The following is a 21,850-nucleotide window of genomic DNA, read 5'->3' on the forward strand; positions in this document are numbered from 1 at the left end:
GTTACGCCTCTCCTAAATAGGCACGGATCACATCCGGGTTATTGCGAATCTCTTCCGGCGTGCCGTTGGCTAATGGCGTTCCTTGGTTCACCACGTAAATACGATCGGAAATACCCATCACCAGCTTCATATCGTGTTCAATCAACAACACGGAAACCTTGTGATCACCGCGCAGTTCAGCAATCAACTCATCCAGTTCGTGGGTTTCTTTGGGGTTCAAACCCGCCGCGGGTTCATCCAGCATCAGAATTTCTGGGCGTGTCACCATGCAGCGGGCAATTTCCAGACGACGCTGCTGACCATACGCCAGGTTGCCCGCCTGCCGGTTTGCCATTTCCAGCAAGCCCACGCGATCCAGCCAGGTTGCGGCGCGATCCAACGCTTCACTTTCGCTGCGGCGAAACGCTGGCGTTTTCAATAATCCAGAGAACACGCCACTTTTCAGGTGCTGATGCTGCGCCACTAACAGGTTTTCAATCACCGTCATTTCGCGGAACAGACGCACATGTTGGAAGGTGCGAACGATACCCATGCGCGCAATCTTTTGGCCCGGCAACCCTTCAAGATGCTGATCGCGCAACTTGATGCTGCCGCCGGTGGGTTTGTAGAAACCGGTCAGGCAGTTAAAAACGGTGGTTTTGCCGGCGCCATTTGGGCCAATCAAAGAAACGATCTCTTGCGGACGCAGTTCCAGCGCCACGTTATTCACGGCTAACAGGCCGCCGAAGCGCATCATCAGGCCTTCAACGGCTAACAAAGGCTGACTCATGCCTGCTCTCCTTTTTTACCCTGCTTGAGTTTCAGGTGTGGACGCTTCATCGGCAGCAGACCTTGCGGGCGCCAAATCATCATTAGCACCATTAATCCACCCAGCACCAACATGCTGTATTCATTGAGATCGCGCATAAGTTCACGCGAAACCACCAACAGAATGGCGGCGAGAATCACGGCAAACTGCGAACCCATGCCGCCCAACACCACAATCGCCAGTACAAAGGCGGATTCAACAAAGGTAAAGGATTCGGGGCTAACAAAGCCCTGTCGTGCTGCAAACAGGCTACCGGCAAACCCGGCAAAAGCGGCGCTGATAGTAAAAGCGGTGAGCTTGATGCGCGTTGGGCTGAGGCCCAGCGAGCGGCAGGCAATTTCATCTTCACGCAGCGCTTCCCACGCACGGCCCAGTGGCATGCGCAGCAGACGATTGATCACAAACAGCGTGAGCACCACCAGCAGTAGCGCAACCAAATAGAGGAAAATGATGCGGTCGCTGGGATCGTATTTCAGGCCAAAGACGTTATGGAAGGTATCCCAGCCGCCATCACGCGGGGTGCGGTTAAACTCCAGCCCGAAAAAGGTAGGTTTGGGGATCTGGCTGATGCCGTTTGGACCACCGGTGATGTCGGTGTTATTGAGCAGCAAAATACGCACAATTTCGCCAAAGCCAAGCGTCACAATCGCCAAATAGTCGCCACGCAAGCGCAGCACCGGGAAACCCAGCAGTAGACCAAACATCGCTGCCACAATGCCCGCCAGCGGCAGACATTCCCAGAAACCTAAACCGAAATAGTGATTAAGCAGCGCGAAAGTGTAAGCGCCAATCGCATAGAAACCGCCGTAGCCCAATACTAACAGGCCAGAAAGGCCAACCACTACGTTGAGGCCAAGGCCAAGCATGATGTAAATCAACGTCATGGTGGCGATATCGACGGTGCCGCGTGAGACCAAAAACGGCCAGGCAACAGCGGCCAGGATCATGATCCCCATCACCAGTTTCTGCTTTGGCGTGGAACCATCAATGCCGGGTAATACGAAAGCGGGCAACGAGACTTTCTTCATGCCGCTCTGCCACACTGGGCGCATCAGCTGGAACAAGAATACCACCACGCAGGCGACAGCGATCCATTCCCACCGCAGACTACCGGCGTTCTGTACTATCAAATTCGTGCCATCCAGGTTCAGGCGCAACCCCATGAAAAAGGTGGCGAGAACCAGCAGCATCAGCGAGGAGATAAGTGCATTAACGAAGGAAGACTTCATACTTTTTCGACCTCCGGACGCCCCAGAATTCCGGTCGGCATCACCAACAGCACCACAATCAGCAAGGCAAACGAAACCACATCTTTATATTCAGTGCTGAGGTAGGCCGATGTCAGTGCTTCAGCAATACCCAATACTAATCCGCCAATCATCGCGCCGGGAATGCTGCCAATGCCGCCTAAAACCGCCGCGGTAAACGCTTTCATCCCCGCCATAAAGCCGATAAAGGGGTTGATTGAACCGTAGAACTGGCCTAACAGCACACCTGCAACTGCCGCCATCGCCGCACCGATCACAAAGGTCAGCGAAATCACGCGGTCAGTGTTGATCCCCAACAGGCTGGCCATTTTCAGGTCTTCAGCGCAGGCGCGACAGGCGCGGCCCATGCGGGAATAGCGGATAAACGTGGTCAACGCCAGCATCGCCAGGAAGGTCACAATCCAAATAACAATTTGCATGGTTGAAATGGTGGCGGCAAAGCCGTTGCTTTCGCCTACCGTCCATTGCCCGGTAATCAAGCTTGGCAGCGCGAGGTCGCGGGAACCTTGCGTCAGGCTGACGTAGTTTTGCAGAAAGATCGACATACCGATCGCGGAGATCAGTGCGATCAATCGCTTAGAAGAGCGCACCGGCTTATATGCCACGCGCTCAATGCTCCAGCCGTAAGCGCTGGAAATGATCACCGCCATCACGAAACCGGCGGCAATCATTAGCCACGTAGTGTCGATGCCCATCATCATCAGGGCGGCAATCACGATGAAGGAGACATAGCTACCGATCATGTAGACCTCGCCGTGGGCGAAGTTAATCATGCCGATAATGCCGTAAACCATGGTGTAACCGATGGCGATCAGCGCGTAGGTGCTGCCAAGGGTAACACCGTTGAACATTTGCTGAAGGAAATAGAGGAATTGCTCGGACATAGAATGTACCTTAAAAAAAACGTCCGTGAACTGAATGCGTTAGCGTGAATCTTTGACAGCCAGGCGGAAAGTAAAGCCGTGTTGATAAAGGCGGCATTAAAGCCGCCCCTAAAACTTATTTCACCGCAGTAGACGTACCGTCGGCATGCCACTTGAACACACCAAATTCAAAGCCTTTCAGGTCGCCCTTCTCATCCCAGCTCAGGTCGCCCATCACGGTCGGCACGGCTGCGCCCTCTTTCAGGTTCTTCACAATATCTTCTGGCTCTGCGCTCTTGCTGCGCTCCATACCAGCCACCAGCGATTGCAATGCCGCGTAGGTGGTCCAGACGAAGGGGCCGGTTGGATCGAGCTTTTTGGCTTTCAGAGCATCAACAATGGTTTTGTTGGTTGGCACTTGATCGTAACGCTTCGGTAACGTCACCAGCATGCCTTCAGAGGCAGCACCAGCAATGTTCGACAGCGAGGCATTGCCCACGCCTTCTGGCCCCATAAACTGGGTTTTCAGGCCCGCTGCACGCGCCTGGCGTACGATCTGCCCCATTTCTGGGTAGTAACCGCCGAAGTAGACGAAATCGACGTTATCTTTTTTCAGGCGGGCCACCAGCGTAGAAAAATCTTTATCGCCTGCGGTGATACCTTCAAACATCACAATGTTAGCGCCTGCGTCTTTCAGACTTTTTTGTACTGAACGCGCCAGGCCTTCGCCATATTGCTGTTTGTCATGAACGATAGCGATACGCTGTGGTTTGATCTCGCTCATCGCATATTTTGCCGCCGTAGGGCCTTGGTCAGAATCGAGGCCGGTGGTACGCATAATCAGCTTGTATCCGCGAGAGGTTAAGTCTGGCGCGGTAGCGGCTGGCGTAATCATCAGTACGCCTTCGTCTTCATAGATGTCAGAAGCGGGCTGAGTTGAAGAGGAGCAAAGATGGCCAATCACATAGCGGATGCCATCGTTAATCACTTTGTTCGCCACCGCGACCGCTTGTTTTGGGTCACAGGCATCGTCATATTTTACCGCAACCAGCTTGTCACCGTTGATGCCGCCTTTCGCGTTGATGTCTTCAATGGCCTGCGTTGCGCCTGCGAACTGCATATCGCCATATTGTGCAACCGGACCTGACATCGCCCCAACGATGGCCACTTTAATGTCTTTTGCCAGCGCAGCATGGCTCATCGCCAGTGCAACGCATCCTGCCAGTAACGCGCGACCTTTCATCTTCATCCGAACTACCCCATCTGTTATGTCGTGTTTGTTGTGAGTTGCTTTATTTTCTGCCAGATAAAGTTGAAAACTGATTAAACAATAATGAGTTAGCACGCTTTTCTGGCATTTATTGGTAATAAGGCTTTATTTTTCAGCTCATTAAACAGGATGTTTCTTCGGTAAATCAACTGACATATTCAGTAACGGCAGGGTTACGCAGCATAATCTACTGGATGCAATGGCCGTATTTTCACCATTTCTCCAGCGCATTATGCTGGTTTATGCCTCAGGTTTACCTGTTTACAACTATCATTCTGGCATCCAGGCCAACTTTTGACCTGTTTTATTCGGGAAAATCTGTTGGCGCTGTGGTTGTATAATTTCGCTACACTTCCTCTTTTAAACCAACAGGTGTTTGTCATGAAACTCACTATCCTGCGCTTAACAGCGTTTACAACGCAGGACCGCATCGACTTAGGCAAAGTTTGGCCTGAACTGGACATAGAAAAGTTAGAGCAGTCGCTGAGCGAGAATCATCGGCTGTATGCGGCGCGTTTTAATGACCGCTTATTAGCTGCGCTGCAACTGGAAATTTCGGGGATACACGGAAAGGTACATCGCTTAAGGGTGCGGGATGCCACGCGGCGTCGCGGCGTTGGGCAATATCTGCTGGAAGAGACCATGGCGCAGAATCCGTCGCTGGCGGATTGGTGGATTGCGGATGATGGCAGTGATGATCAAAGGATTCGTGCGGCGTTTATGCAGGCCTGTGGATTCAGGGCGCAAACCGACGGCTGGGTGAAGTGAGTTTCAGGCTATAAACCACAGGCAACAAAAAGGGCGACATGTTGTCGCCCTCTTTCATTAACGCTTCGCGTTATTACGCTTCGATCGCCATACGCAGTTTTTTCATGGCATTCTTCTCGAGCTGTCGCACACGTTCTGCTGACACGCCGTACTGATCGGCTAACTCTTGCAGCGTGGTTTTGTTGTCTTCATCTAACCAACGTGCACGGATAATGTGCTGGCTGCGTTCGTCGAGGCCTTCCATCGCATAGCTCAGCTTGTCTGCCGCATGCGAATCCCAGTTATCCTCTTCGATGCCGTCCGCGAAGTCTGAGGTTTTATCCTGCAGATACAACACGGGTGCCATGGATTTACCTTCACCGCTTTCATCGTCTGCGGACATATCGAAGGTCATATCCTGTGCGGCCATACGTGATTCCATTTCACGCACGTCTTTACTGCTTACGCCCAGTTCACGCGCAACCATTTCAACTTCATCCTGGTTAAACCAGCCCAGACGCTGCTTGGTTTTACGCAGGTTAAAGAACAACTTACGTTGTGCTTTCGTGGTAGCGACTTTCACAATACGCCAGTTACGCAGCACGTATTCGTGAATCTCGGCTTTAATCCAGTGCACGGCAAAAGAAACCAAACGCACACCCACTTCAGGGTTGAAGCGACGCACGGCTTTCATTAAGCCGATGTTGCCCTCCTGAATCAGGTCCGCTTGCGGCAGGCCGTAACCGGAATAATTACGAGCGATATGAACTACAAAGCGTAGGTGAGACAGGATCAGCGTCTTTGCCGCATCCAGATCGCCCTGGTAATGCAGCCGTTCAGCCAACGCTTTTTCCTCTTCTGCCGACAGCATCGGCCAGACATTGGCAGCCCGAATGTATGATTCCAGGTTACCAAGAGGAGCAATAGCTAAAGTTTGCATTTCTTTGGTCATTCAAACCCTCACAAATCAAGTGGAATAGCTGCACAGTTCTTTGAACCGTCGTCCTTGAGCAGACGCTACAGTATGTCAACGCCGCTAAAAGTTCGAAAGCAATCTGTGCTACTTATTGGATGATAAAGTTATCCACAAGTTCAATATTAGCGGTGCATATTTTACACACAGATGACAAGAAGGAAAGCGGGGAAAAGATCCTCTGCTTTCCCTTGTCGATAGCAGAGGACCATTATAGCAAAAAAATGTTGCAGGCGTTTACTGGGGCGTAAAACGACGTAAATGTTGAACTGTCGCCAGCCAGGCGGCGATCCAACCAATGATCGCGGCAATCAGTAATAGCAGCAACGCTTCATCCCAGGAAAAACCTTCCAGCAAGAATGTGGTGCCAAACACCGATGCAACGTTAGCCACTACCGATTGTAGCCTTAACACCAATACTTCCGACAGGATCAAGGATAATACCGCGCCGCTTAGGCCTAACAATGCGCCGCCGTATAAAAAAGGACGCAGAATAAAGCCGTCGGTAGCGCCTATCAGTTTCTGCACATTGATGGTGTCGCGCCGGGCAAAGATGCTGAGCCGCACGCTGTTGCCTATCACCAGGAACACCGCGATGATCATCAGGATGCCAATCATCGACGCAATTTGACCGACTAATCCTGTTAATGCCGCTAACCTGGCAAACCAGCTGTCATCCATACGCACTTCATCCACGCCCTGCACTTTCGCCACGCTGTCGCGCAGATTTTGCATAGTGTCTGAATTTTGGAAATTAAGTTTCGGCGTGATGATAGCCACTGCCGGCAGCGGATTTTGCTCCAGCATATCCATTGCACCACCAAACCCAGACCAGTTGCGGAACTCGTTCAACGCTTCTTCGCGGGTCAGATAATTGACGTTATCCACACCATCGACTTGCTTAAGCTGTGCCACCACGTTTTCTGCTGCTGTATCATCCAACGTTTTGGAGAGATAAACCGTCAACTGCGGCGCGGGATACCATTGCGTCGCGGCCTGACTCACATTTTTCCACACCATGTAGCAGACGCTGGGCAAGGTAAGCGAAATCGCAATGACCATCACCGTTAACAGCGTTGCCAGCGGTTGACGCCACATATCTGACAGCGTGCCGCGCAGGGCATAACGCCACTGTTCCTGCCAGCCGCCTTTCAGCGCTTTGCTTTTTGACGGCTGCTTCGCTTTTGGCGCCGCTGGGCGTTTATTGCGTTTATTGACCATCGTGGCCTCCATGCAAACGTCCCTGATTCAGCGTCATCACACGATACTGACGACGCGCAATCAAGCCGCTGTCGTGCGTTGCCATCAACACCGTTACGCCAACGCGATTAAACTCCTCGAACAGCCGAAGAATATCTTCCGACAGTGCATCGTCAAGGTTACCGGTTGGCTCATCCGCCAGCAATACAGCGGGTTTGTTAACCACTGCGCGCGCAATACCAACGCGCTGCTGTTCACCACCAGAAAGCTGAATCGGAAAACTTTTCGCTTTGTCGAGTAAGCCGACTTTATCCAGTGCCGCTGACACGCGACGACGAATATCTTCGCCGCTGGCACCCGAAATGATCAGCGGAATCGCCACGTTTTCATAAACGGAACGATCCATCAGCAGATGGTGATCCTGGAAAATCATGCCGATTTGGCGACGCAGGAATGGCACCTCGCTGTTGCGCAGGCGAGAAATATCATGACCGCTAAACCAAATTTGTCCGGCGCTTGGACGTTCAATGCCGCATATCAACTTCAGCAACGTACTTTTACCGGCACCAGAATGGCCGGTCAGGAACGCCATTTCGCCGGGACGCAGATGAAAATCCACGCCCTGCAACGCCTGACGTCCACCGAGATATGCCTTACTCACCTCTTGAAAGCGAATCATCCCAATTAGTCCTCTCGGGCAAACAGTGCCTCAATAAAATCTTCAGCCTTGAACGGCCGTAAATCCTCAATGCCTTCCCCAACACCGATATAGCGAATCGGAATACTGAACTGATCGGCTATCGAGAAGATCACGCCGCCTTTGGCCGTACCATCTAGCTTGGTGAGGGTAATACCGGTTAAACCCACCGCTTCATGGAACAGTTTGGCTTGGCTAACGGCGTTCTGCCCAGTGCTGGCGTCCAGCGTCAGCATCACTTCGTGCGGCGCAGAATCATCCAGCTTCTTCATGACGCGAGTGATTTTCTTTAGTTCTTCCATGAGATGCGCTTTATTCTGCAAGCGACCCGCAGTATCGGCAATCAACACATCTACGCCGCGTGATTTGGCAGCCTGAATCGCGTCAAAAATCACCGAGGCGGAATCAGCGCCGGTATGCTGAGCTATAACAGGAATGTTGTTACGTTGGCCCCAAACCTGAAGCTGTTCAACAGCAGCAGCACGGAAGGTGTCACCCGCCGCCAGCATCACTGATTTGCCTTCGGCCTGATACTGGCGCGCCATCTTACCGATGGTGGTGGTTTTACCCACGCCGTTCACGCCAACCATCAGGATGACGAAAGGTGTTTGACCGGTCACATCCAGCGGCGCATCAACTTTAGCCAGAATATCGGCCATTTCAGTTTTCAGCAGACCGTATAGCGCTTCAGCGTCACGCAGCTGTTTGCGGTTTGCCTGTTGCGTCAGATTGGTGATGATGCGACGCGTGGTTTCCACGCCGACATCAGCGATCAGCAGTTGCTCTTCCAGTTCTTCAAACAGCTCGTCATCAATTTTCTTGCCGCGGAACAGACTGATAAAGCCCGAGCCAAGATTCTGACGGGTTTTAACCAGGCTACGCTTCAGGCGCGCAAAGAAGCCCTCTTTAGTAGGACGTTCCTGCTCGTGGGAAATGATGGGTGCGGCCGCTAACGGCAGATCGCTGACGGTATCTTCCGGCTCAACGACTTCCGCCTCTTCGATGATGCCTGCATCGGCGAGTGCCAGCGCTTCCAGCTCTTCGTCGCTGAGTGGCGCGTCGTCTTCGACGTCTTCCACGTCGATGTCGACAACTTCAGCCACGTCTGGCTCTGGCTCAAGTTCAACTTCTGGCTCAACTTCAAGCAGCGCTTCAGGATCGGCTTTCACCGCTTCTGGTGTCGCCAAAACGTCGGGTTCAGCGACGATCAGTTGAGGTTCTGGTTCAGATTCAGTTTCGAGTTCAGGTTCAATTTCCGCTTCGCGTTGCTGTTCGGCCACCGCTTCGGTAATGGCGACAGTCTCTTCCGCGTCCGCTTCGGCCTCGTTTAGCGCCTGGGATGGATGTTCCGGCTGCTGAACCTCAGCTTCAGCAGGCTGTTGTTCCTGCTCCTGCTCTGGCGTCTCAACCGGTTTTTGCGTTTCTTCCTCTTTGCCAAATCCTAGCCAGGAAAAAAAGCCACGTTTTTTCTCTTTTGCCATTGTGTGACTACACTCCTCGATGGCTTTATCCCGGTCGCACACTGTTCCCAGGTGTAAAATCAGTAGTGGTATTAAACGCCAGACCGGCGCAAAACCGCAGAATTATGCATGACTTCAGCAACTCAGTAGTCTAACACTTTCCAGCCAGCTCACCACAGCACCCTTTTTTAACGTTTCTTCTCATCGTTTCGCCCGTTAAACTACGCAACAAATTATGACGAGTTGTGAGCAAGATGATAAAAAATCCCCGCAATACGGGCGGTGCCGGGCAGATCCGCATTATTGGCGGTCAATGGCGCGGACGTAAATTGCCGGTGCCAGACAGCGCCGGTCTGCGCCCCACCACCGATCGCGTGCGTGAAACGCTGTTTAACTGGCTGGCGCCCGTGATTCAGCAGGCTAATTGCCTGGACTGTTTTGCCGGCAGCGGCGCACTGGGCCTTGAAGCGCTGTCGCGCTATGCAGGTGCGGCAACACTGCTGGAGCTAGAACGTCCGGTCGCGCAGCAGTTGGAAAAAAACCTGCAAACGCTGCGTGCCACTCACGGCAAGGTGATTCAAACCAACGCGTTGACCTGGCTCGATCAGCCTGGCCAGCCTTTTGATGTGGTGTTTATCGATCCGCCGTTTCGTAAAGGCTTGCTGGAGCAAACATTACTGCTGCTGGAGCAAAACGGTTGGCTGGCAGAAGAGGCGCTGATTTACGTCGAAAGCGAAGTAGAAAATGGCACGCCGCCAGTACCGGCGAACTGGGATTTGCACCGCGAAAAAATCGCAGGTCAGGTAGCTTATCGTTTATATCAACGTCAACAGGAGACGCATGATGTTACTTAATTTAGGACGCCTGTTGATGCTGTGCGTTTGGGGATTTCTACTGTTCAACGTGATACATCCGTATCCGAAGCCGTTGACCTATTTCATTAACGTCGCACTGTTTTTCATGATTATGATGCACGGCTTGCAGTTGGTGTTACTGCGCGCAACGCAAACCAAAGATGCGCCGCCCATTGACCGCTTAACGCAGGCAAAAGTTTTCCTGTTTGGCGTGTTTGAACTGGTGGCCTGGCAAAAAAAACATTTCCCCAGAAAAAAATAATTACTATTCTCATAGAAACATTGGTCAAACAATTTGAACAATGTTTCTATTTATTTTTCTTAAGTAAAGCCAGCTCAACAGACTTACGTCGCATTATCAATTGATTGCTGCCATTTACAGAAAAGATCAAGCCAGTCGCTAACGGGTGTTGTTTTACCGGCTCCTGTGGAGAAGCCGTGCCCTCCCTCATGAAACAAATGAAGTTCAACATTTACTCTCATTTTGCGCAAAGCATCAAACATCAGCAGTGAATTTTGTGGCGATGCGACTTTATCATCCAAAGCTTGAGCGATAAATGTTGGTGGTGTCTGTTTTGAGACCAAATTTTCCTGCGAAAACTCGTTGCCAATTTGTTGGGATGTACTTTTCCCATATAGAGCCTGCCGGGTGCCTTGATGCGTTATTCCCGTTTTCATAGAGATAACGGGATAAATCAAGGCAGTAAAATCAGGTCGGGCACTTAGCCTATCTATTGCATCATTGTTATGGCCATAGTTTTCATTAGGCTTATTACTTACATTTGCAGCCAGATAAGCGCCAGCAGAAAAACCCATCACGCCCACTTTGTTTATGGATATTTCGTTATTTACACTCATCGAGCGGATTTTTCTTAGGGAGCGTTGTACATCCGAAAATGCATTATTTCTATTTTCATCACTACCGCCTTTTGGCATACGGTAAATAAGCACAAATGATGAGTAACCTCTTTGACTTAAATAATCAGCAACTCTTAGCCCTTCAAGATCTTTCATGATATAGGAAAAACCACCACCGGGAACTATTAGAATGGCTGTATGATTGTTATGAACTTTCGGTGGTACATATATGAAGTTTGGCGAAGAAACACGGGTTATTGCACGATTAGGTACAGTGGAATTCTTACTGAAATCAACTACTTTATTTTTTCCTGAGTTAGCTCCGGGCCAAATAGGAATATCCTCATTAGCGGAGGACATTTGTGAATAAAAAACTAAAGCACATAGCAAAAAAGCAAGGAATTTAACTATAGACACATTAGGAAAACAAACCAAACGCCCTCTGGCTATTTGTATATAATTCTTACTTATGTTCACTTTCACGCTCCACCTCAAATTTATTAGCCTAAACTATTACACTTAATTAACACCACTATTAAGTACAGTAAAATGATTATATGTAAATTAAATTCACTGATAAACAAGCCTTTCTAAGCATAAAAAATTAGAATTTTCTCATGTTTACGCAGGCAGTACCATATGGTATAAAAACGTTTTAAAACTATTAGAATGTTGAGCTATGGGAATTTACTGGATCATAAGCTTAACCCTGACATTCTTTGCGATTGTTGAGGTTGTGCTTAGTAATAACGAAAATTCTAAGTCGATAAGATTATATTTCTACATTATCGCTGTAGGTGTTCTCTTTACGTTCGGTGGGATTCGTGGGCTTGGCACAGGGCTTGATGATTTCCAGTACCGTGACTTCTATTCACAGTTCACATCCAAAATTACAATTAAAGGTTTTTGGGAAAGTTTAAATGATTTCCGTTATGAGCCCGCTATTTATTTCATTGCGCTCATTTCAAGAATATTTTCAAAAAATGCTGACATTTTTATTTTCATATATTGCATGATTGCAGTATGTGTTAATTCATTTTATTTCAAAAAGCTATCCCCATTACCAATGGTCGCATTGGCTGTCTATTCCGCGCACCTCTTTATAAATAAAGACATGAACCAGATCAGGTTTGGTTTGAGTTCTGCATTTCTACTGGGCTTTGTTTATCATACCTGTAATAAAAACAAAAAAGGTATGATAAAGCTTTTTATCCTATCATTTATTAGCCACGCAACTGCGATCACGGCGTTATTGATACCGCTCAGTTTAATTGTTAAGCGAAACAAATTTATCCCTATTGCCATAGTTCTGGTAAGTATACCAATGGCATTTATTGGAAGCTCTGCAATTATCTCGCTCGTATCGAGCCACATTGGTTCTATCGGTGAAAGGGCTATGGGTTACGCGAACCAAGATTCCGCACAAGAACAAGGGATTTTGACGTTATCTAATCTAAAAAACATTGGCTTCGTATTTATTTTTAGTTTTATGCTTTTAAGCAATTCACTGAAAAAAATTGCTCCCGAAAAATTCAATTTCTACTATGTAATAGTTATTACATTTGCAATTGGCAGTGGTCTAAGACTTGCACTGCAAGATTATGCCTCTGGTGGTCGACTAGCCAACTACCTTCTTCAGGTCGAACCTGTTTTAATATCCCTTTGTATTTATGAATCATTTAAACTTAAAAAGGTTGCTGCCGTGTCAGTAACTATTCTTATGGTTCTCTACTATCTTTATTACAACACTATTTCAAGCAAGCAGTCTGTGGTAGGATATGAAGTAGCTCAGTCTTACCAGTTGTTAAAGTAATTAGTTATTGAATGAGCGCTAAATTTTTATTTTAGCGCTCTGCTCTTAGCCTGAGAAAATTCTGATTCTTACTATTCGAAAAATACTTTCTTGCTTTTTAGAATGATTAAAATTCTAATGGCTTTAAGATCCTCTCTATAAAAAAACCCTACACAAGCGTTGTTCTAATCACTCACTCATCAGCATATGTAAGAAATTAAAAATGAACTCAAAAAACAACTTTGATATAGTAAGACTAATCTTAGCATCTGTCGTCATGTTAGTGCACACAGCAGAAGTAACGCGAAATGCTGACATACGCTTTCTTGCTCATATCCTGAATAGTGATTTTGCTGTAAAAGGATTTTTTGCAATAAGCGGATTCCTTATTGCAAAAAGTTACTTAAGAAGTAACTCGATTAAATCTTATTTTGTCAAGCGCGCTCAAAGAATCCTTCCTGCTTATATTTTTGTAATAGTGATGTGTTTAATCATTGGAGTTTGTCTAACAAGCCTCCCGCTTAAAGAATTCGTCACTAATAAAGAAACAATAAAATATGTCATTGCAAACTTTTCTTTTATGAATTTTATTCAGCCTTCTTTACCGGGTGTTTTTACGGATAACCCGAACCAACCGATGGATGGTTCTCTCTGGACGATTAAAGCAGAAATCACTTTGTATGTGCTTTTGCCTTTTATCGTGCCATTACTCGTGAAAAAGCCATTTAAGACTTATGCTGCTATCTTCGCTATCTCATGCTTGTGGTTTTTCTATTTTACTTCTGTCTATACTGGACCTAAAGCTGACACTTTGGCGAAACAATTTATCGCTTTGTCGTCGTATTTCTTCTTCGGCAGCTTACTGGCTACGAATCAAGCTATTTTTGATAAGCTTAAAGAAATCACTATCGTCTCACTCGTGGCTTTCGTGATTTTTAAAAATACATCCTTCTCTTATCTTATTGAGCCTGTTGCATTCTCATCCGTTGTTATTTTGTTCTGCACTGGACTTTGCAGAGAAATTAAAATTAGCCAGTTCGGTGATCTTTCTTACGGAATGTATTTATATCACTGGCCAATTATTCAGGTTCTTACGCATTTCGGTGTATTTGACAGGAATGCTTATCTCGGCCTAATGCTCACTATTATATTAACCGTAACACTTGCGTTTACTTCATGGAACTTGCTGGAAAGCCGGTTTCTTAAAAGAAGTCATGGGCATATTCCTAAAGCGACCAGCCATGAAGCTTAAGCACTGATTACGCCTCAAGCGAGTGATAAAAAAGGGTTCATGATTTCTCATGAACCCTTTTGCATTTAATGTTTAACCGCTATTGTAAGCAATAATTTTTGTCTTAAAATACCTGTTCTCTATGAAAATACGTGGCGTATATTTTTAATGCACAGGCGTAAAACTCACAAAACGCGAACCCTGCATTTTTAGCTCGCCTTTCGATCCTTTATCCATTTGATGATAATCATCTTCTTTTACCTGCACTTTTATATCACTCGCCCCGTTCAGTGGGTGAAACCAGGCTTCGTAACGCATCTCTTCACCAGCAATCACTTCTCGCTGACGTGAGCGGCGATTGGGTGCTGGAAATTCGCGTTTAGTCTTCACTTCAACCGTCAGACTGCGGATCGGTGAAACATCATTCACGGCAGCTTCACGCCGTTGCTTAATGAACTGACGGGTCGCCAACACGGCGATAATGGCCAGGACGATAAAAAAGAGTAGCGGTGGTTTGCTCATATTTTCGCTCGTTCTTAATCGGTTACAGGAGAGATTTATTGCGCGGCAAGCATACAACCAGAGTTGCCTGATTGTCACATTGCTGAGGCGTAACCTAAACTGAGATCGACATTTTGGGAACATTCACCATTTTTGGTTAAAAGGGAGAAACAATGCTCTGGTCTTTCCTCGCTGTACTTTTCTCCGGTTGGCTGTATGTCGATGCCTCATATCGTGGTCCACAATGGCAACGCTGGCTGTTTAAACCGGTTACGCTTCTGCTGCTGGTTGGCCTGGCATGGCAAGCACCTACGCTTAATACCACCGATTATCTGATCCTTGCCGGGTTAATCGCTACCTTGGTTGGCGATGCCCTTACACTGCTGCCGCGTCAGAAAATGCTCTATGCGCTGGGTGCGTTCTTTCTTTCGCACCTGCTTTATACGCTGAGTTTTGCCGCTAACATGACGATGAGCTTCTTCTGGCCGATTCCCCTTACGCTGCTGATTATTGGCGTGGTGGTGATTGGTGTTCTTTGGAACAAGCTGGCCGATTTGCGGTGGCCAATCTGTACCTTTATTGGCATGACATTGGTCATGACCTGGATGGCGACCGAGCAATATTTCTTCCGTCCAACCGATTACAGCTTTTCGATCATGGTCGGTGCCGGCCTGTTGCTGTTAGCCAATATTATTTGGTTTATCTCTCATTATCGCCGCCGTTTCAGCGCCGATAGCGCCATCATCGCAGCCTGCTATTTCGCCGGTCACTTCATGATTGTGCGTTCACTGTGGCTCTACTGAAGAAAAAATGACCAAAGGCTTGACTCTGGAGTTGACTCCAGAGTGTAGGATATCAGAGCGGGCACTTCCGCCCGCTTCTGGAGGTCATATGCATCAACATCAATCCTGTGGCTGCGGTAAATCCCACACCATGCATGCTGCATCAAAGCCCCTTTGCAACCTAAGGCACATTCGCCCGACAACACTTTCTATTAGCGCTGCCACGCCGATTTCATCAGATACGCCTGCCTGCTGTTCTGGCGATAGCCCTTCCGGCCCCGCTAGCGAAGCTGAAGAGGAAAGCGACCGGCGAGTCGCCAGAACGCAGCAAAGTACGCAACAATTCAGCTGGCGCGTAAGCGGCATGGATTGTCCCAGCTGTGCCCGCACGATTGAAACCGCCGTTCGCCATTTACCTGACGTTGCCGCCGCCCGCATCCTTTTTTCCAGTGAAAAACTGGTGGTCGATGCCTATCGTGATGTGCAAATTACCGTTGAAAATGCAGTAAAAAAAGCCGGTTTCACACTGTCATCATCTCAAACCCAGACGTCTCCCCCTTCGCACTGGCAAGCCAATCGCAGTTTCATTCTGCTTGGTGTGCTGATGGTTGTCAGCGCGTTAGTTAGCCACTTTGACGCCGTTTGGGGCGATCGCCTGTTTGTTGTCACCACACTGATTGGGCTAGGCCCAGTAGCATACAGCGCCTGGCTTCGACTGCGCAGCGGCTCTGCCTTTACGATTGAAATGTTAATGACGCTGGCCTCTGCGGGCGCATTAATCATTGGCGCGCATATAGAGGCTGCCATGGTACTGCTGCTGTTCCAGCTGGGTGAACGCCTGGAAGCCTATGCTGCCTCACGCGCGCGCAGCGGCGTCACTAGCCTGATGGCGCTGCGCCCAGAATTCGCCATGCGTATTCAAGGCAGCACGCGCTCACAGATTGCACTGGATGCGTTGCAACCCGGCGATGTGATTGAAGTTGCTGCGGGCAGGCGTTTACCGGTCGATGCGCGTTTGTTAAGCGGTAGCGCCAGCTTTGATGAAAGCGCATTAACCGGAGAATCATTGCCGGTCTCGCACGAAAGCGGCGAAAAAATTATGGCGGGTGCCATCAGCGTAGATCGGCTGGTGACACTGGAAGTCACGTCGAAACCCGGCGAAAGTGCCATTGACCGCATTCTGCAACTGATCGAAGAAGCCGAAAGCCATCGCGCGCCCGTGGAGCGTTTTATCGACTCTTTCAGCCGCATTTATACGCCCGCCATTATGTTGTTATCGCTACTGGTGATGGTGCTGCCGCCGCTGCTGGGCTACGGCGACTGGCAACCCTGGATTTATAAAGGGCTTACGTTATTACTGATTGGCTGTCCTTGCGCGCTGGTGATCTCAACGCCCGCCGCCATTACTTCCGGGTTAGCCGCTGCCGCTCGTCAGGGCGCGTTGATCAAAGGTGGCGCAGCGCTGGAACGGCTGAGTTCGCTACACATGCTGGCGTTTGATAAAACCGGTACGCTGACCGCCGGGAAACCGCAGGTTACGCGCATCTTACCGTTTATCGGGATCAGCGAAGCACAGCTGTTAACACTCAGCGCCGCCGTGGAGCAAGGTTCCACGCATCCGCTGGCGACAGCGATTATTGCGGCTGCACAGGCACGTGATCTGCAGATTCCGCAGGCCAACTCACAACAGGCACTCGCGGGAAGTGGTATCGCCGCACAGGTCGCAGGCCAACGAATAGAATTACTTGCCCCGGCACGCGTGACGACACTGACGCCAGCGCAGCAGACGTTGATTGCCGAGCAGGAGGCGCACGGTCAGACGCTGGTGATTGTGCTGCGTGATGGCGAAGCGTTGGGTGCATTGGCGTTGCAGGATCAGCTGCGTAGCGATGCGATAGCAGCAATAGCCGCGTTGAAAAAACTCGGCATTAAGAGCCTGATGTTAACCGGTGACAATCCGCGTGCCGCAGCGAGCATTGCTCAGCAGCTTGGCATCGATTACCGCGCCAGCCTGCTGCCCGCCGATAAAGTCGAGGCGGTTCGTCAGCTCAGTCAATACTCTTCATTGGCGATGGTCGGCGATGGCATCAACGATGCGCCTGCCATGAAAGCCGCAACGTTAGGCATCGCCATGGGCAGCGGCACAGACGTCGCACTGGAGGCTGCCGACGCCGCATTAACCCGTAACCAACTAACGAATCTGGCACCCATGATTGCATTAGCCCGCCGAACACGCAGCATCATCCGCCAAAACATCGCGCTGGCGCTGGGGCTGAAAGCGCTGTTTCTGGTGACAACGCTGATGGGATTAACCGGATTATGGCTGGCGGTTTTAGCCGATTCTGGCGCTACCGCGCTGGTCACGGCAAACGCCTTGCGGCTTCTGCATTCACGAACGCGGTAAAATCGACGGCGGTCATCTGCCGCCGTTAACCTTCCAACCCTTTTTGCAGCAGAAACTGGTAAGGCAAGGTTTCCGTCTGCTGGGCTAAAAGCCGATGTTCCATAAAGCGGCAGAAGCCTGGAATATCACGTGTCGCCGCCGGATCATCGGCAATGATCAGCAGCGTTTCTCCATCCTGCAAGTTGCGGACGGTTTTACGCACCATCATTACCGGCTCAGGACAGCGCAGGCCGCGCGCATCGAGCTGGTGGTCGGCAGAAGTAAAAGCATCGCTCATAATGGACTCAGTTTTGATGTGGGTCGGCTATTCTAGCGCGTCAATAAACCGACGCAAGACGATAACGATTGCGTTAAAATTAGCCATTGCATAAATAGCACAACGCGGTAAGATGCCGCCGCTTTTTCATCCGTTTAATCGCAGGATATTGCTGGCAATCTTCTGCAATGGGTTCCCTCACCCCAACACTAAAAAGGCTTATTATGATCGCATTCTCATCGCGTCAGCGCATGCACGCGCTGTTTTGGTTGTCGTTGTTTCATTTGTTGGTGATCACCTCCAGCAATTATCTGGTGCAATTGCCGGTTTCCATTTTTGGCTTTCACACCACATGGGGCGCTTTCAGCTTCCCATTTATCTTTCTTGCTACCGATCTCACCGTGCGCATTTTTGGCGCGGCGCTGGCACGCCGCATTATTTTGGCGGTGATGATCCCTGCGCTGTTTATCTCTTACGCTGTTTCTAGCCTCTACTATCAAGGCGAATGGCAAGGCTGGCATGCGCTGGAAGAGGTAAATCTTTTCGTCGCCCGCATCGCCTGCGCCAGCTTTATGGCTTACGCGCTGGGCCAAATCCTTGATGTGCATGTGTTTAATCGCCTGCGTCGCTTGCCACAGTGGTGGATTGCGCCCGGCTGCGCGATGTTCCTCGGTAATATCAGCGACACGCTAGCCTTCTTTTCTATCGCCTTCTATCAAAGTCCCGATCCGTTTATGGCGCAGCATTGGGTTGAGATCGCTTTAGTGGATTACACTTTTAAAGTGTTGATCTGCATGGTGTTCTTCCTGCCCGCTTACGGTGTCCTGTTGAATGCCACATTAAAACGCCTGGCCGAGCACGCCAACAGTGCACACGTTAATTTCGGCTAAACGGAAATAGAGCTTTTTGCCACGACAGGCTAAGATTTCCTGACAATCATCGGGTTGCGTTTGCAACCTGATTACTGTTGTATACCCGTCATACTTCAAGCTGCAGGTGCGTTGGCAGCGCGCGTTCACCCAGTCACTTACCCGAGTAAGCTCTCTGGGATTCACACGCTTGCCGCCTTCCTGCAACGCGAAGGGTGTAAGGTATATAAACGGCTGTCTGGAAAGATAAAAGGGATTCTGATGCGTAACCTAGTGAAATATGCGGGAATGGGTTTACTGGTTTTAGGCTTAGCCGCCTGTGACCAGAAAAAAGACGAAGCGGCGAACGACAACGGTGTGAGCGCCAGCCAATCCAGTCAAAACGTCACGCTGATGGATGGCAAGCTGAGCTTCTCGCTGCCGCCAGGCATGTCTGATAAGAGCGGCAAACTGGGCAATCAAACCACCAACATGCATGTTTATGCTGACGAAACAGGTGCACGCGCCATTATTGTTATTGCGGGTGACGAAACCACCGATGGTCTGGATGTGCTGTCGCAACGTATGGAGCAGCAGCAACGTAACCGCGATCCGCAGTTGCAGGTGGTATCGAACAAATCCGTTACCCTGAAAGACCAACCCGCACAGCAGTTGGATACGGTAATTTCTGCCAACAATCAGACCTCATGGTCCTCCGTGATTCTGGCAAAAGTGGACGGTAAGCTGATGACGATGCAGATTACGCTGCCAGGCGATAATCAGCAGCAAGCGCAAAGCGATGCCGACAATATCGTGAAGAGCGTAACGCTGAAGTGATTTGATGGGGAGTTCCGACTCACCGAAGGGCTTATCGGGCGCGATATCGCGCCCGATCCTCTCTTTAACCTCGCGCTTCGCGCCAGTAACCAATGAGGCGCAAATAATTACCTTTCACCGTATCAATCAGCGCCTGATCGTCCAGCTCACCTTGCAGCCACATGCGTGAAGGCTGACCAAAAATGGTCCGTCCGACAGCAAAGCCTTTCACCCACGGTGCCTTAGCGGCGGCGGCAAAGCCTGCTTTCAGCTTTTCTTCTGGCGCATCAAGTCCCAGTAACAGAATGCCGCGGCAGTATGGGTCTTGCTGCTCAATCAAGCCGCTTATCGCCTGCCAGGTTTCTGCTGACATCGGTGGCAGTTTCCACCAGTCTGGCTGAACGCCCAGGCTGTAGAAATGGCTCAGCATCTCCAGATAATAGGCTTCTTTATGGTCCGGGTTGCTCTCTGGCAAAATCACTTCCAGCAGCAGCTCATGCCCGCTTTTGTTACAACCTTTCCACACGTCAAGGATCAGATCATCCTGCTCTTTGCGCAGTTCGGCGCTGTCATGCGGATGATAAAACACCAGACATTTCACCACGTGTTCAGTAGGCCAGTCGATAAGCTGAGAACCGATGTTTCCATGCTCAAGACGTAGCGGCCGTGAACTTGGCAGTTCAATCGGACGGCCAATCCACCAGTTTTTTCCGGTAATCGCATTCAGCGCTTTCTGCCCATATGTGGTGTCGGCCAAAATGCCGCTCTTGTTCTCCAGGCCCGCTTCTTGCGCCGCTTCTTCTGCTGCTCTTAACAGCAGGACTTTTAACTGCGGAATTTTGCTTTCATCAACACCGGCTTCACGTGCCATATCCGCGAGCTGCTTGCGATGGTCAAAGGCAAAAACATTCAGTTCTGGCCATTGCTGCTTACGTGTTGTAACGCGGTGCAGATGGTTCAGTCGGCTGTCGAGATCGGGGCGTTTAACGTCTTTGTCACGGCTGAGGAAATCATCCAGCTCCGCTTTGGTCGGCATGGCTGGCGCACAACCGTGACGTGACACCACCAGCGCGCCGCAGGCATTGGCGTAGCGGCAAGCTTGCTCCCAACCTTCATCATTCAACCAGCCGCGCAGCAGGCCAGACATAAAGGCATCGCCTGCGCCCAGTACATTTAGCACGTCTACGCGTACGCCAGTTTGCAGTTTGGTTTGTTCCCAGCTGTCAGGAATATCGCCTTCAAACACCACGCATCCCATTGGACCACGCTTACAAACCAGCGTCGCCTGACTCGCCTGACGCACATTTTTCAACGCGGTTAACGTGTCAGTGCTGCCACCAGCGATATGAAACTCTTCTTCGGTTCCAACAATCAAATCGAAGTAATGCACCACTTCTTGTAGCTGCTGCGTGACCTGAGCCGATTCGATGAAACGCGTTTCACCGTCACCCAACGAGGTCAAACCCCATAAAACCGGGCGATAATCGATATCCAGCGCGGTACGTAGGCCATTGCGCTTGGCAATATCCAGCGCTTTCAGTACCGCTTCACGCGTTTGCGGATGCGATAAATGGGTTCCCGTAACCGCCACGGCGCGAGAAGCAGTGATAAATTCCTCTTTAATGTCTTCTGGCACCAGACCCATATCGGCGCAGTTATCACGGTAGAAAATCAGCGGAAAGGTCTCTTCATCTTTAATGCCAAGGATCACCATGCCGGTAAGACGTTTCTCATCGGTAATCAATCCCTCGGTATTACAGCCCACGCGCTGTAACTCTTCACGCAGGAAGCGGCCATTATGCTCATCACCCACCCGCGCCAGCATGGCGGATTTCAAACCCTGAATGGCCGTACCGTAAGCCACGTTCCCTGAAGAACCGCCAAGGTATTTAGCAAACGAGGTGGCATCCTCAAGGCGAGCGCCAATTTGCTGACCATAAAAATCGACGGCGATGCGTCCGATACAAATCACATCAAGCCGCTTCTGTTGTGTACTCATACCTGTGGTTTCCTTCTGTGATAAGCAGACACTGTCGGCGAAAAGCCCGATAACGCGCGCTTTGCTTCCGGGGTCTCAAGGTGCCTGATTGGCTATTTCCGAAGTATGGGGAATAAAAATTCCAAATTCAATATGAAATGAAATATCCATCGCGATTTTGTGAACCAGGTAAAACTCTGGAAAGCTATCAATACTGGAAAGATTCAACCCCGCCAGTACCCGC

General features: G+C 49.8%; 21 protein-coding genes. 9 read left to right on the forward strand and 12 right to left on the reverse strand.

The features are described from left to right. Nucleotide 1 precedes the first annotated feature (1 nt). From livG to ACF2G4_RS13075, 4 genes are all read right to left on the reverse strand, one after another. Nucleotides 2-769: a high-affinity branched-chain amino acid ABC transporter ATP-binding protein LivG gene (gene livG, locus ACF2G4_RS13060; protein WP_215845358.1), complete on the reverse strand. Its 768-nt coding sequence runs from the start codon at nt 767-769 to the stop codon at nt 2-4. After that, entirely contained in the window at nt 766-2,037 is a 1,272-nt protein-coding gene (locus ACF2G4_RS13065) for a high-affinity branched-chain amino acid ABC transporter permease LivM (RefSeq protein WP_215845357.1), read from the reverse strand. The genes livG and ACF2G4_RS13065 overlap by 4 nt, the downstream gene beginning before the upstream one ends. Next, nucleotides 2,034-2,960 carry a high-affinity branched-chain amino acid ABC transporter permease LivH gene (livH, locus tag ACF2G4_RS13070; RefSeq protein WP_215845356.1) on the reverse strand — a complete coding sequence of 309 codons (927 nt, stop codon included), beginning with the start codon at nt 2,958-2,960 and terminating at the stop codon, nt 2,034-2,036. The genes ACF2G4_RS13065 and livH overlap by 4 nt, the downstream gene beginning before the upstream one ends. Nucleotides 2,961-3,075: 115 nt before the next feature. After that, nucleotides 3,076-4,188, reverse strand: a complete 1,113-nt coding sequence (locus ACF2G4_RS13075) for a branched-chain amino acid ABC transporter substrate-binding protein (RefSeq protein WP_215845355.1) — start codon at nt 4,186-4,188, stop codon at nt 3,076-3,078. Nucleotides 4,189-4,590: 402 nt separating this feature from the next. On the opposite strand from ACF2G4_RS13075, the gene panM reads away from it, so the two are divergent. Further along, nucleotides 4,591-4,977 carry an aspartate 1-decarboxylase autocleavage activator PanM gene (panM, locus tag ACF2G4_RS13080; RefSeq protein WP_215845354.1) on the forward strand — a complete coding sequence of 129 codons (387 nt, stop codon included), beginning with the start codon at nt 4,591-4,593 and terminating at the stop codon, nt 4,975-4,977. Between the two features lie 73 nt (nt 4,978-5,050). Here the strand turns inward: panM and rpoH are convergent, their stop codons facing one another. The 4 genes from rpoH to ftsY form a co-directional block, all read right to left on the reverse strand. Beyond that, entirely contained in the window at nt 5,051-5,908 is an 858-nt protein-coding gene (rpoH, locus tag ACF2G4_RS13085; RefSeq protein WP_215845353.1) for an RNA polymerase sigma factor RpoH, read from the reverse strand. A gap of 258 nt (nt 5,909-6,166) precedes the next feature. Continuing rightward, entirely contained in the window at nt 6,167-7,150 is a 984-nt protein-coding gene (ftsX, locus tag ACF2G4_RS13090; RefSeq protein ID WP_215845352.1) for a permease-like cell division protein FtsX, read from the reverse strand. Next, nucleotides 7,140-7,808 (reverse strand): cell division ATP-binding protein FtsE, encoded by a 669-nt coding sequence (ftsE, locus tag ACF2G4_RS13095; RefSeq protein ID WP_215845351.1) that lies wholly within the window; start codon nt 7,806-7,808, stop codon nt 7,140-7,142. The genes ftsX and ftsE overlap by 11 nt, the downstream gene beginning before the upstream one ends. Nucleotides 7,809-7,813: 5 nt before the next feature. After that, the gene (ftsY, locus tag ACF2G4_RS13100; RefSeq protein ID WP_332625992.1) at nt 7,814-9,307 is read right to left on the reverse strand and encodes a signal recognition particle-docking protein FtsY; all 1,494 of its coding nucleotides are present in this window, start codon (nt 9,305-9,307) and stop codon (nt 7,814-7,816) included. A 233-nt stretch (nt 9,308-9,540) separates the two neighbouring features. Here ftsY and rsmD point away from each other — a divergent pair, with 233 nt between their 5' ends. Further along, the gene (gene rsmD / locus ACF2G4_RS13105; protein WP_243079879.1) at nt 9,541-10,140 is read left to right on the forward strand and encodes a 16S rRNA (guanine(966)-N(2))-methyltransferase; all 600 of its coding nucleotides are present in this window, start codon (nt 9,541-9,543) and stop codon (nt 10,138-10,140) included. Beyond that, nucleotides 10,130-10,402: a DUF1145 family protein gene (locus ACF2G4_RS13110; protein ID WP_215848207.1), complete on the forward strand. Its 273-nt coding sequence runs from the start codon at nt 10,130-10,132 to the stop codon at nt 10,400-10,402. Before rsmD ends, ACF2G4_RS13110 begins: the two co-directional genes overlap by 11 nt. A gap of 83 nt (nt 10,403-10,485) precedes the next feature. On the opposite strand, the gene ACF2G4_RS13115 is transcribed toward ACF2G4_RS13110, so the two are convergent. Continuing rightward, the gene (locus tag ACF2G4_RS13115) at nt 10,486-11,481 is read right to left on the reverse strand and encodes an alpha/beta hydrolase (RefSeq protein WP_409074942.1); all 996 of its coding nucleotides are present in this window, start codon (nt 11,479-11,481) and stop codon (nt 10,486-10,488) included. Between the two features lie 196 nt (nt 11,482-11,677). Between ACF2G4_RS13115 and ACF2G4_RS13120 the strand changes: the two genes are divergently transcribed. Together ACF2G4_RS13120 and ACF2G4_RS13125 are read left to right on the forward strand one after the other, a co-directional pair. Then, nucleotides 11,678-12,811, forward strand: a complete 1,134-nt coding sequence (locus ACF2G4_RS13120) for an EpsG family protein (protein ID WP_409074943.1) — start codon at nt 11,678-11,680, stop codon at nt 12,809-12,811. 202 nt (nt 12,812-13,013) lie between these two features. Next, nucleotides 13,014-14,042 carry an acyltransferase family protein gene (locus ACF2G4_RS13125; protein ID WP_409074944.1) on the forward strand — a complete coding sequence of 343 codons (1,029 nt, stop codon included), beginning with the start codon at nt 13,014-13,016 and terminating at the stop codon, nt 14,040-14,042. 144 nt (nt 14,043-14,186) lie between these two features. On the opposite strand, the gene ACF2G4_RS13130 is transcribed toward ACF2G4_RS13125, so the two are convergent. After that, nucleotides 14,187-14,543: a DUF2500 domain-containing protein gene (locus ACF2G4_RS13130; protein WP_243079880.1), complete on the reverse strand. Its 357-nt coding sequence runs from the start codon at nt 14,541-14,543 to the stop codon at nt 14,187-14,189. Between the two features lie 152 nt (nt 14,544-14,695). Between ACF2G4_RS13130 and ACF2G4_RS13135 the strand changes: the two genes are divergently transcribed. Next, nucleotides 14,696-15,325 (forward strand): lysoplasmalogenase, encoded by a 630-nt coding sequence (locus ACF2G4_RS13135; RefSeq protein WP_215845349.1) that lies wholly within the window; start codon nt 14,696-14,698, stop codon nt 15,323-15,325. A gap of 88 nt (nt 15,326-15,413) precedes the next feature. Continuing rightward, nucleotides 15,414-17,708, forward strand: coding sequence for a zinc/cadmium/mercury/lead-transporting ATPase (locus ACF2G4_RS13140; RefSeq protein WP_409074945.1), 2,295 nt, complete (start codon nt 15,414-15,416; stop codon nt 17,706-17,708). A 25-nt stretch (nt 17,709-17,733) separates the two neighbouring features. Here ACF2G4_RS13140 and tusA read toward each other — a convergent pair whose 3' ends face one another. After that, nucleotides 17,734-17,985 (reverse strand): sulfurtransferase TusA, encoded by a 252-nt coding sequence (gene tusA / locus ACF2G4_RS13145; protein WP_409074946.1) that lies wholly within the window; start codon nt 17,983-17,985, stop codon nt 17,734-17,736. Between the two features lie 203 nt (nt 17,986-18,188). Between tusA and ACF2G4_RS13150 the strand changes: the two genes are divergently transcribed. Both ACF2G4_RS13150 and ACF2G4_RS13155 read left to right on the forward strand, forming a co-directional pair. Next, the gene (locus tag ACF2G4_RS13150) at nt 18,189-18,854 is read left to right on the forward strand and encodes a 7-cyano-7-deazaguanine/7-aminomethyl-7-deazaguanine transporter (protein WP_409074947.1); all 666 of its coding nucleotides are present in this window, start codon (nt 18,189-18,191) and stop codon (nt 18,852-18,854) included. A 240-nt stretch (nt 18,855-19,094) separates the two neighbouring features. Further along, complete coding sequence (locus ACF2G4_RS13155) at nt 19,095-19,649, forward strand: DcrB family lipoprotein (protein WP_243079883.1); 555 nt, start codon at nt 19,095-19,097, stop codon at nt 19,647-19,649. 64 nt (nt 19,650-19,713) lie between these two features. On the opposite strand, the gene iolC is transcribed toward ACF2G4_RS13155, so the two are convergent. Further along, nucleotides 19,714-21,627 (reverse strand): bifunctional 5-dehydro-2-deoxygluconokinase/5-dehydro-2-deoxyphosphogluconate aldolase, encoded by a 1,914-nt coding sequence (gene iolC, locus ACF2G4_RS13160; RefSeq protein WP_215845346.1) that lies wholly within the window; start codon nt 21,625-21,627, stop codon nt 19,714-19,716. Between the last annotated feature and the right edge of the window lie 223 nt (nt 21,628-21,850).

The organism is Pantoea phytostimulans (genome assembly GCF_046118715.1).
GTDB lineage: Bacteria > Pseudomonadota > Gammaproteobacteria > Enterobacterales > Enterobacteriaceae > Pantoea > Pantoea phytostimulans.

What these genes read in the sequence shown, in the direction of transcription:
- livG (WP_215845358.1), bottom strand. Translation starts at nt 769, where the DNA reads ATGAGTCAGCCTTTGTTAGCCGTTGAAGGCCTGATGATGCGCTTCGGC.
- ACF2G4_RS13065 (WP_215845357.1), bottom strand. Translation starts at nt 2,037, where the DNA reads ATGAAGTCTTCCTTCGTTAATGCACTTATCTCCTCGCTGATGCTGCTG.
- livH (WP_215845356.1), bottom strand. Translation starts at nt 2,960, where the DNA reads ATGTCCGAGCAATTCCTCTATTTCCTTCAGCAAATGTTCAACGGTGTT.
- ACF2G4_RS13075 (WP_215845355.1), bottom strand. Translation starts at nt 4,188, where the DNA reads ATGAAGATGAAAGGTCGCGCGTTACTGGCAGGATGCGTTGCACTGGCG.
- panM (WP_215845354.1), top strand. Translation starts at nt 4,591, where the DNA reads ATGAAACTCACTATCCTGCGCTTAACAGCGTTTACAACGCAGGACCGC.
- rpoH (WP_215845353.1), bottom strand. Translation starts at nt 5,908, where the DNA reads ATGACCAAAGAAATGCAAACTTTAGCTATTGCTCCTCTTGGTAACCTG.
- ftsX (WP_215845352.1), bottom strand. Translation starts at nt 7,150, where the DNA reads ATGGTCAATAAACGCAATAAACGCCCAGCGGCGCCAAAAGCGAAGCAG.
- ftsE (WP_215845351.1), bottom strand. Translation starts at nt 7,808, where the DNA reads ATGATTCGCTTTCAAGAGGTGAGTAAGGCATATCTCGGTGGACGTCAG.
- ftsY (WP_332625992.1), bottom strand. Translation starts at nt 9,307, where the DNA reads ATGGCAAAAGAGAAAAAACGTGGCTTTTTTTCCTGGCTAGGATTTGGC.
- rsmD (WP_243079879.1), top strand. Translation starts at nt 9,541, where the DNA reads ATGATAAAAAATCCCCGCAATACGGGCGGTGCCGGGCAGATCCGCATT.
- ACF2G4_RS13110 (WP_215848207.1), top strand. Translation starts at nt 10,130, where the DNA reads ATGTTACTTAATTTAGGACGCCTGTTGATGCTGTGCGTTTGGGGATTT.
- ACF2G4_RS13120 (WP_409074943.1), top strand. Translation starts at nt 11,678, where the DNA reads ATGGGAATTTACTGGATCATAAGCTTAACCCTGACATTCTTTGCGATT.
- ACF2G4_RS13125 (WP_409074944.1), top strand. Translation starts at nt 13,014, where the DNA reads ATGAACTCAAAAAACAACTTTGATATAGTAAGACTAATCTTAGCATCT.
- ACF2G4_RS13130 (WP_243079880.1), bottom strand. Translation starts at nt 14,543, where the DNA reads ATGAGCAAACCACCGCTACTCTTTTTTATCGTCCTGGCCATTATCGCC.
- ACF2G4_RS13135 (WP_215845349.1), top strand. Translation starts at nt 14,696, where the DNA reads ATGCTCTGGTCTTTCCTCGCTGTACTTTTCTCCGGTTGGCTGTATGTC.
- ACF2G4_RS13140 (WP_409074945.1), top strand. Translation starts at nt 15,414, where the DNA reads ATGCATCAACATCAATCCTGTGGCTGCGGTAAATCCCACACCATGCAT.
- tusA (WP_409074946.1), bottom strand. Translation starts at nt 17,985, where the DNA reads ATGAGCGATGCTTTTACTTCTGCCGACCACCAGCTCGATGCGCGCGGC.
- ACF2G4_RS13150 (WP_409074947.1), top strand. Translation starts at nt 18,189, where the DNA reads ATGATCGCATTCTCATCGCGTCAGCGCATGCACGCGCTGTTTTGGTTG.
- ACF2G4_RS13155 (WP_243079883.1), top strand. Translation starts at nt 19,095, where the DNA reads ATGCGTAACCTAGTGAAATATGCGGGAATGGGTTTACTGGTTTTAGGC.
- iolC (WP_215845346.1), bottom strand. Translation starts at nt 21,627, where the DNA reads ATGAGTACACAACAGAAGCGGCTTGATGTGATTTGTATCGGACGCATC.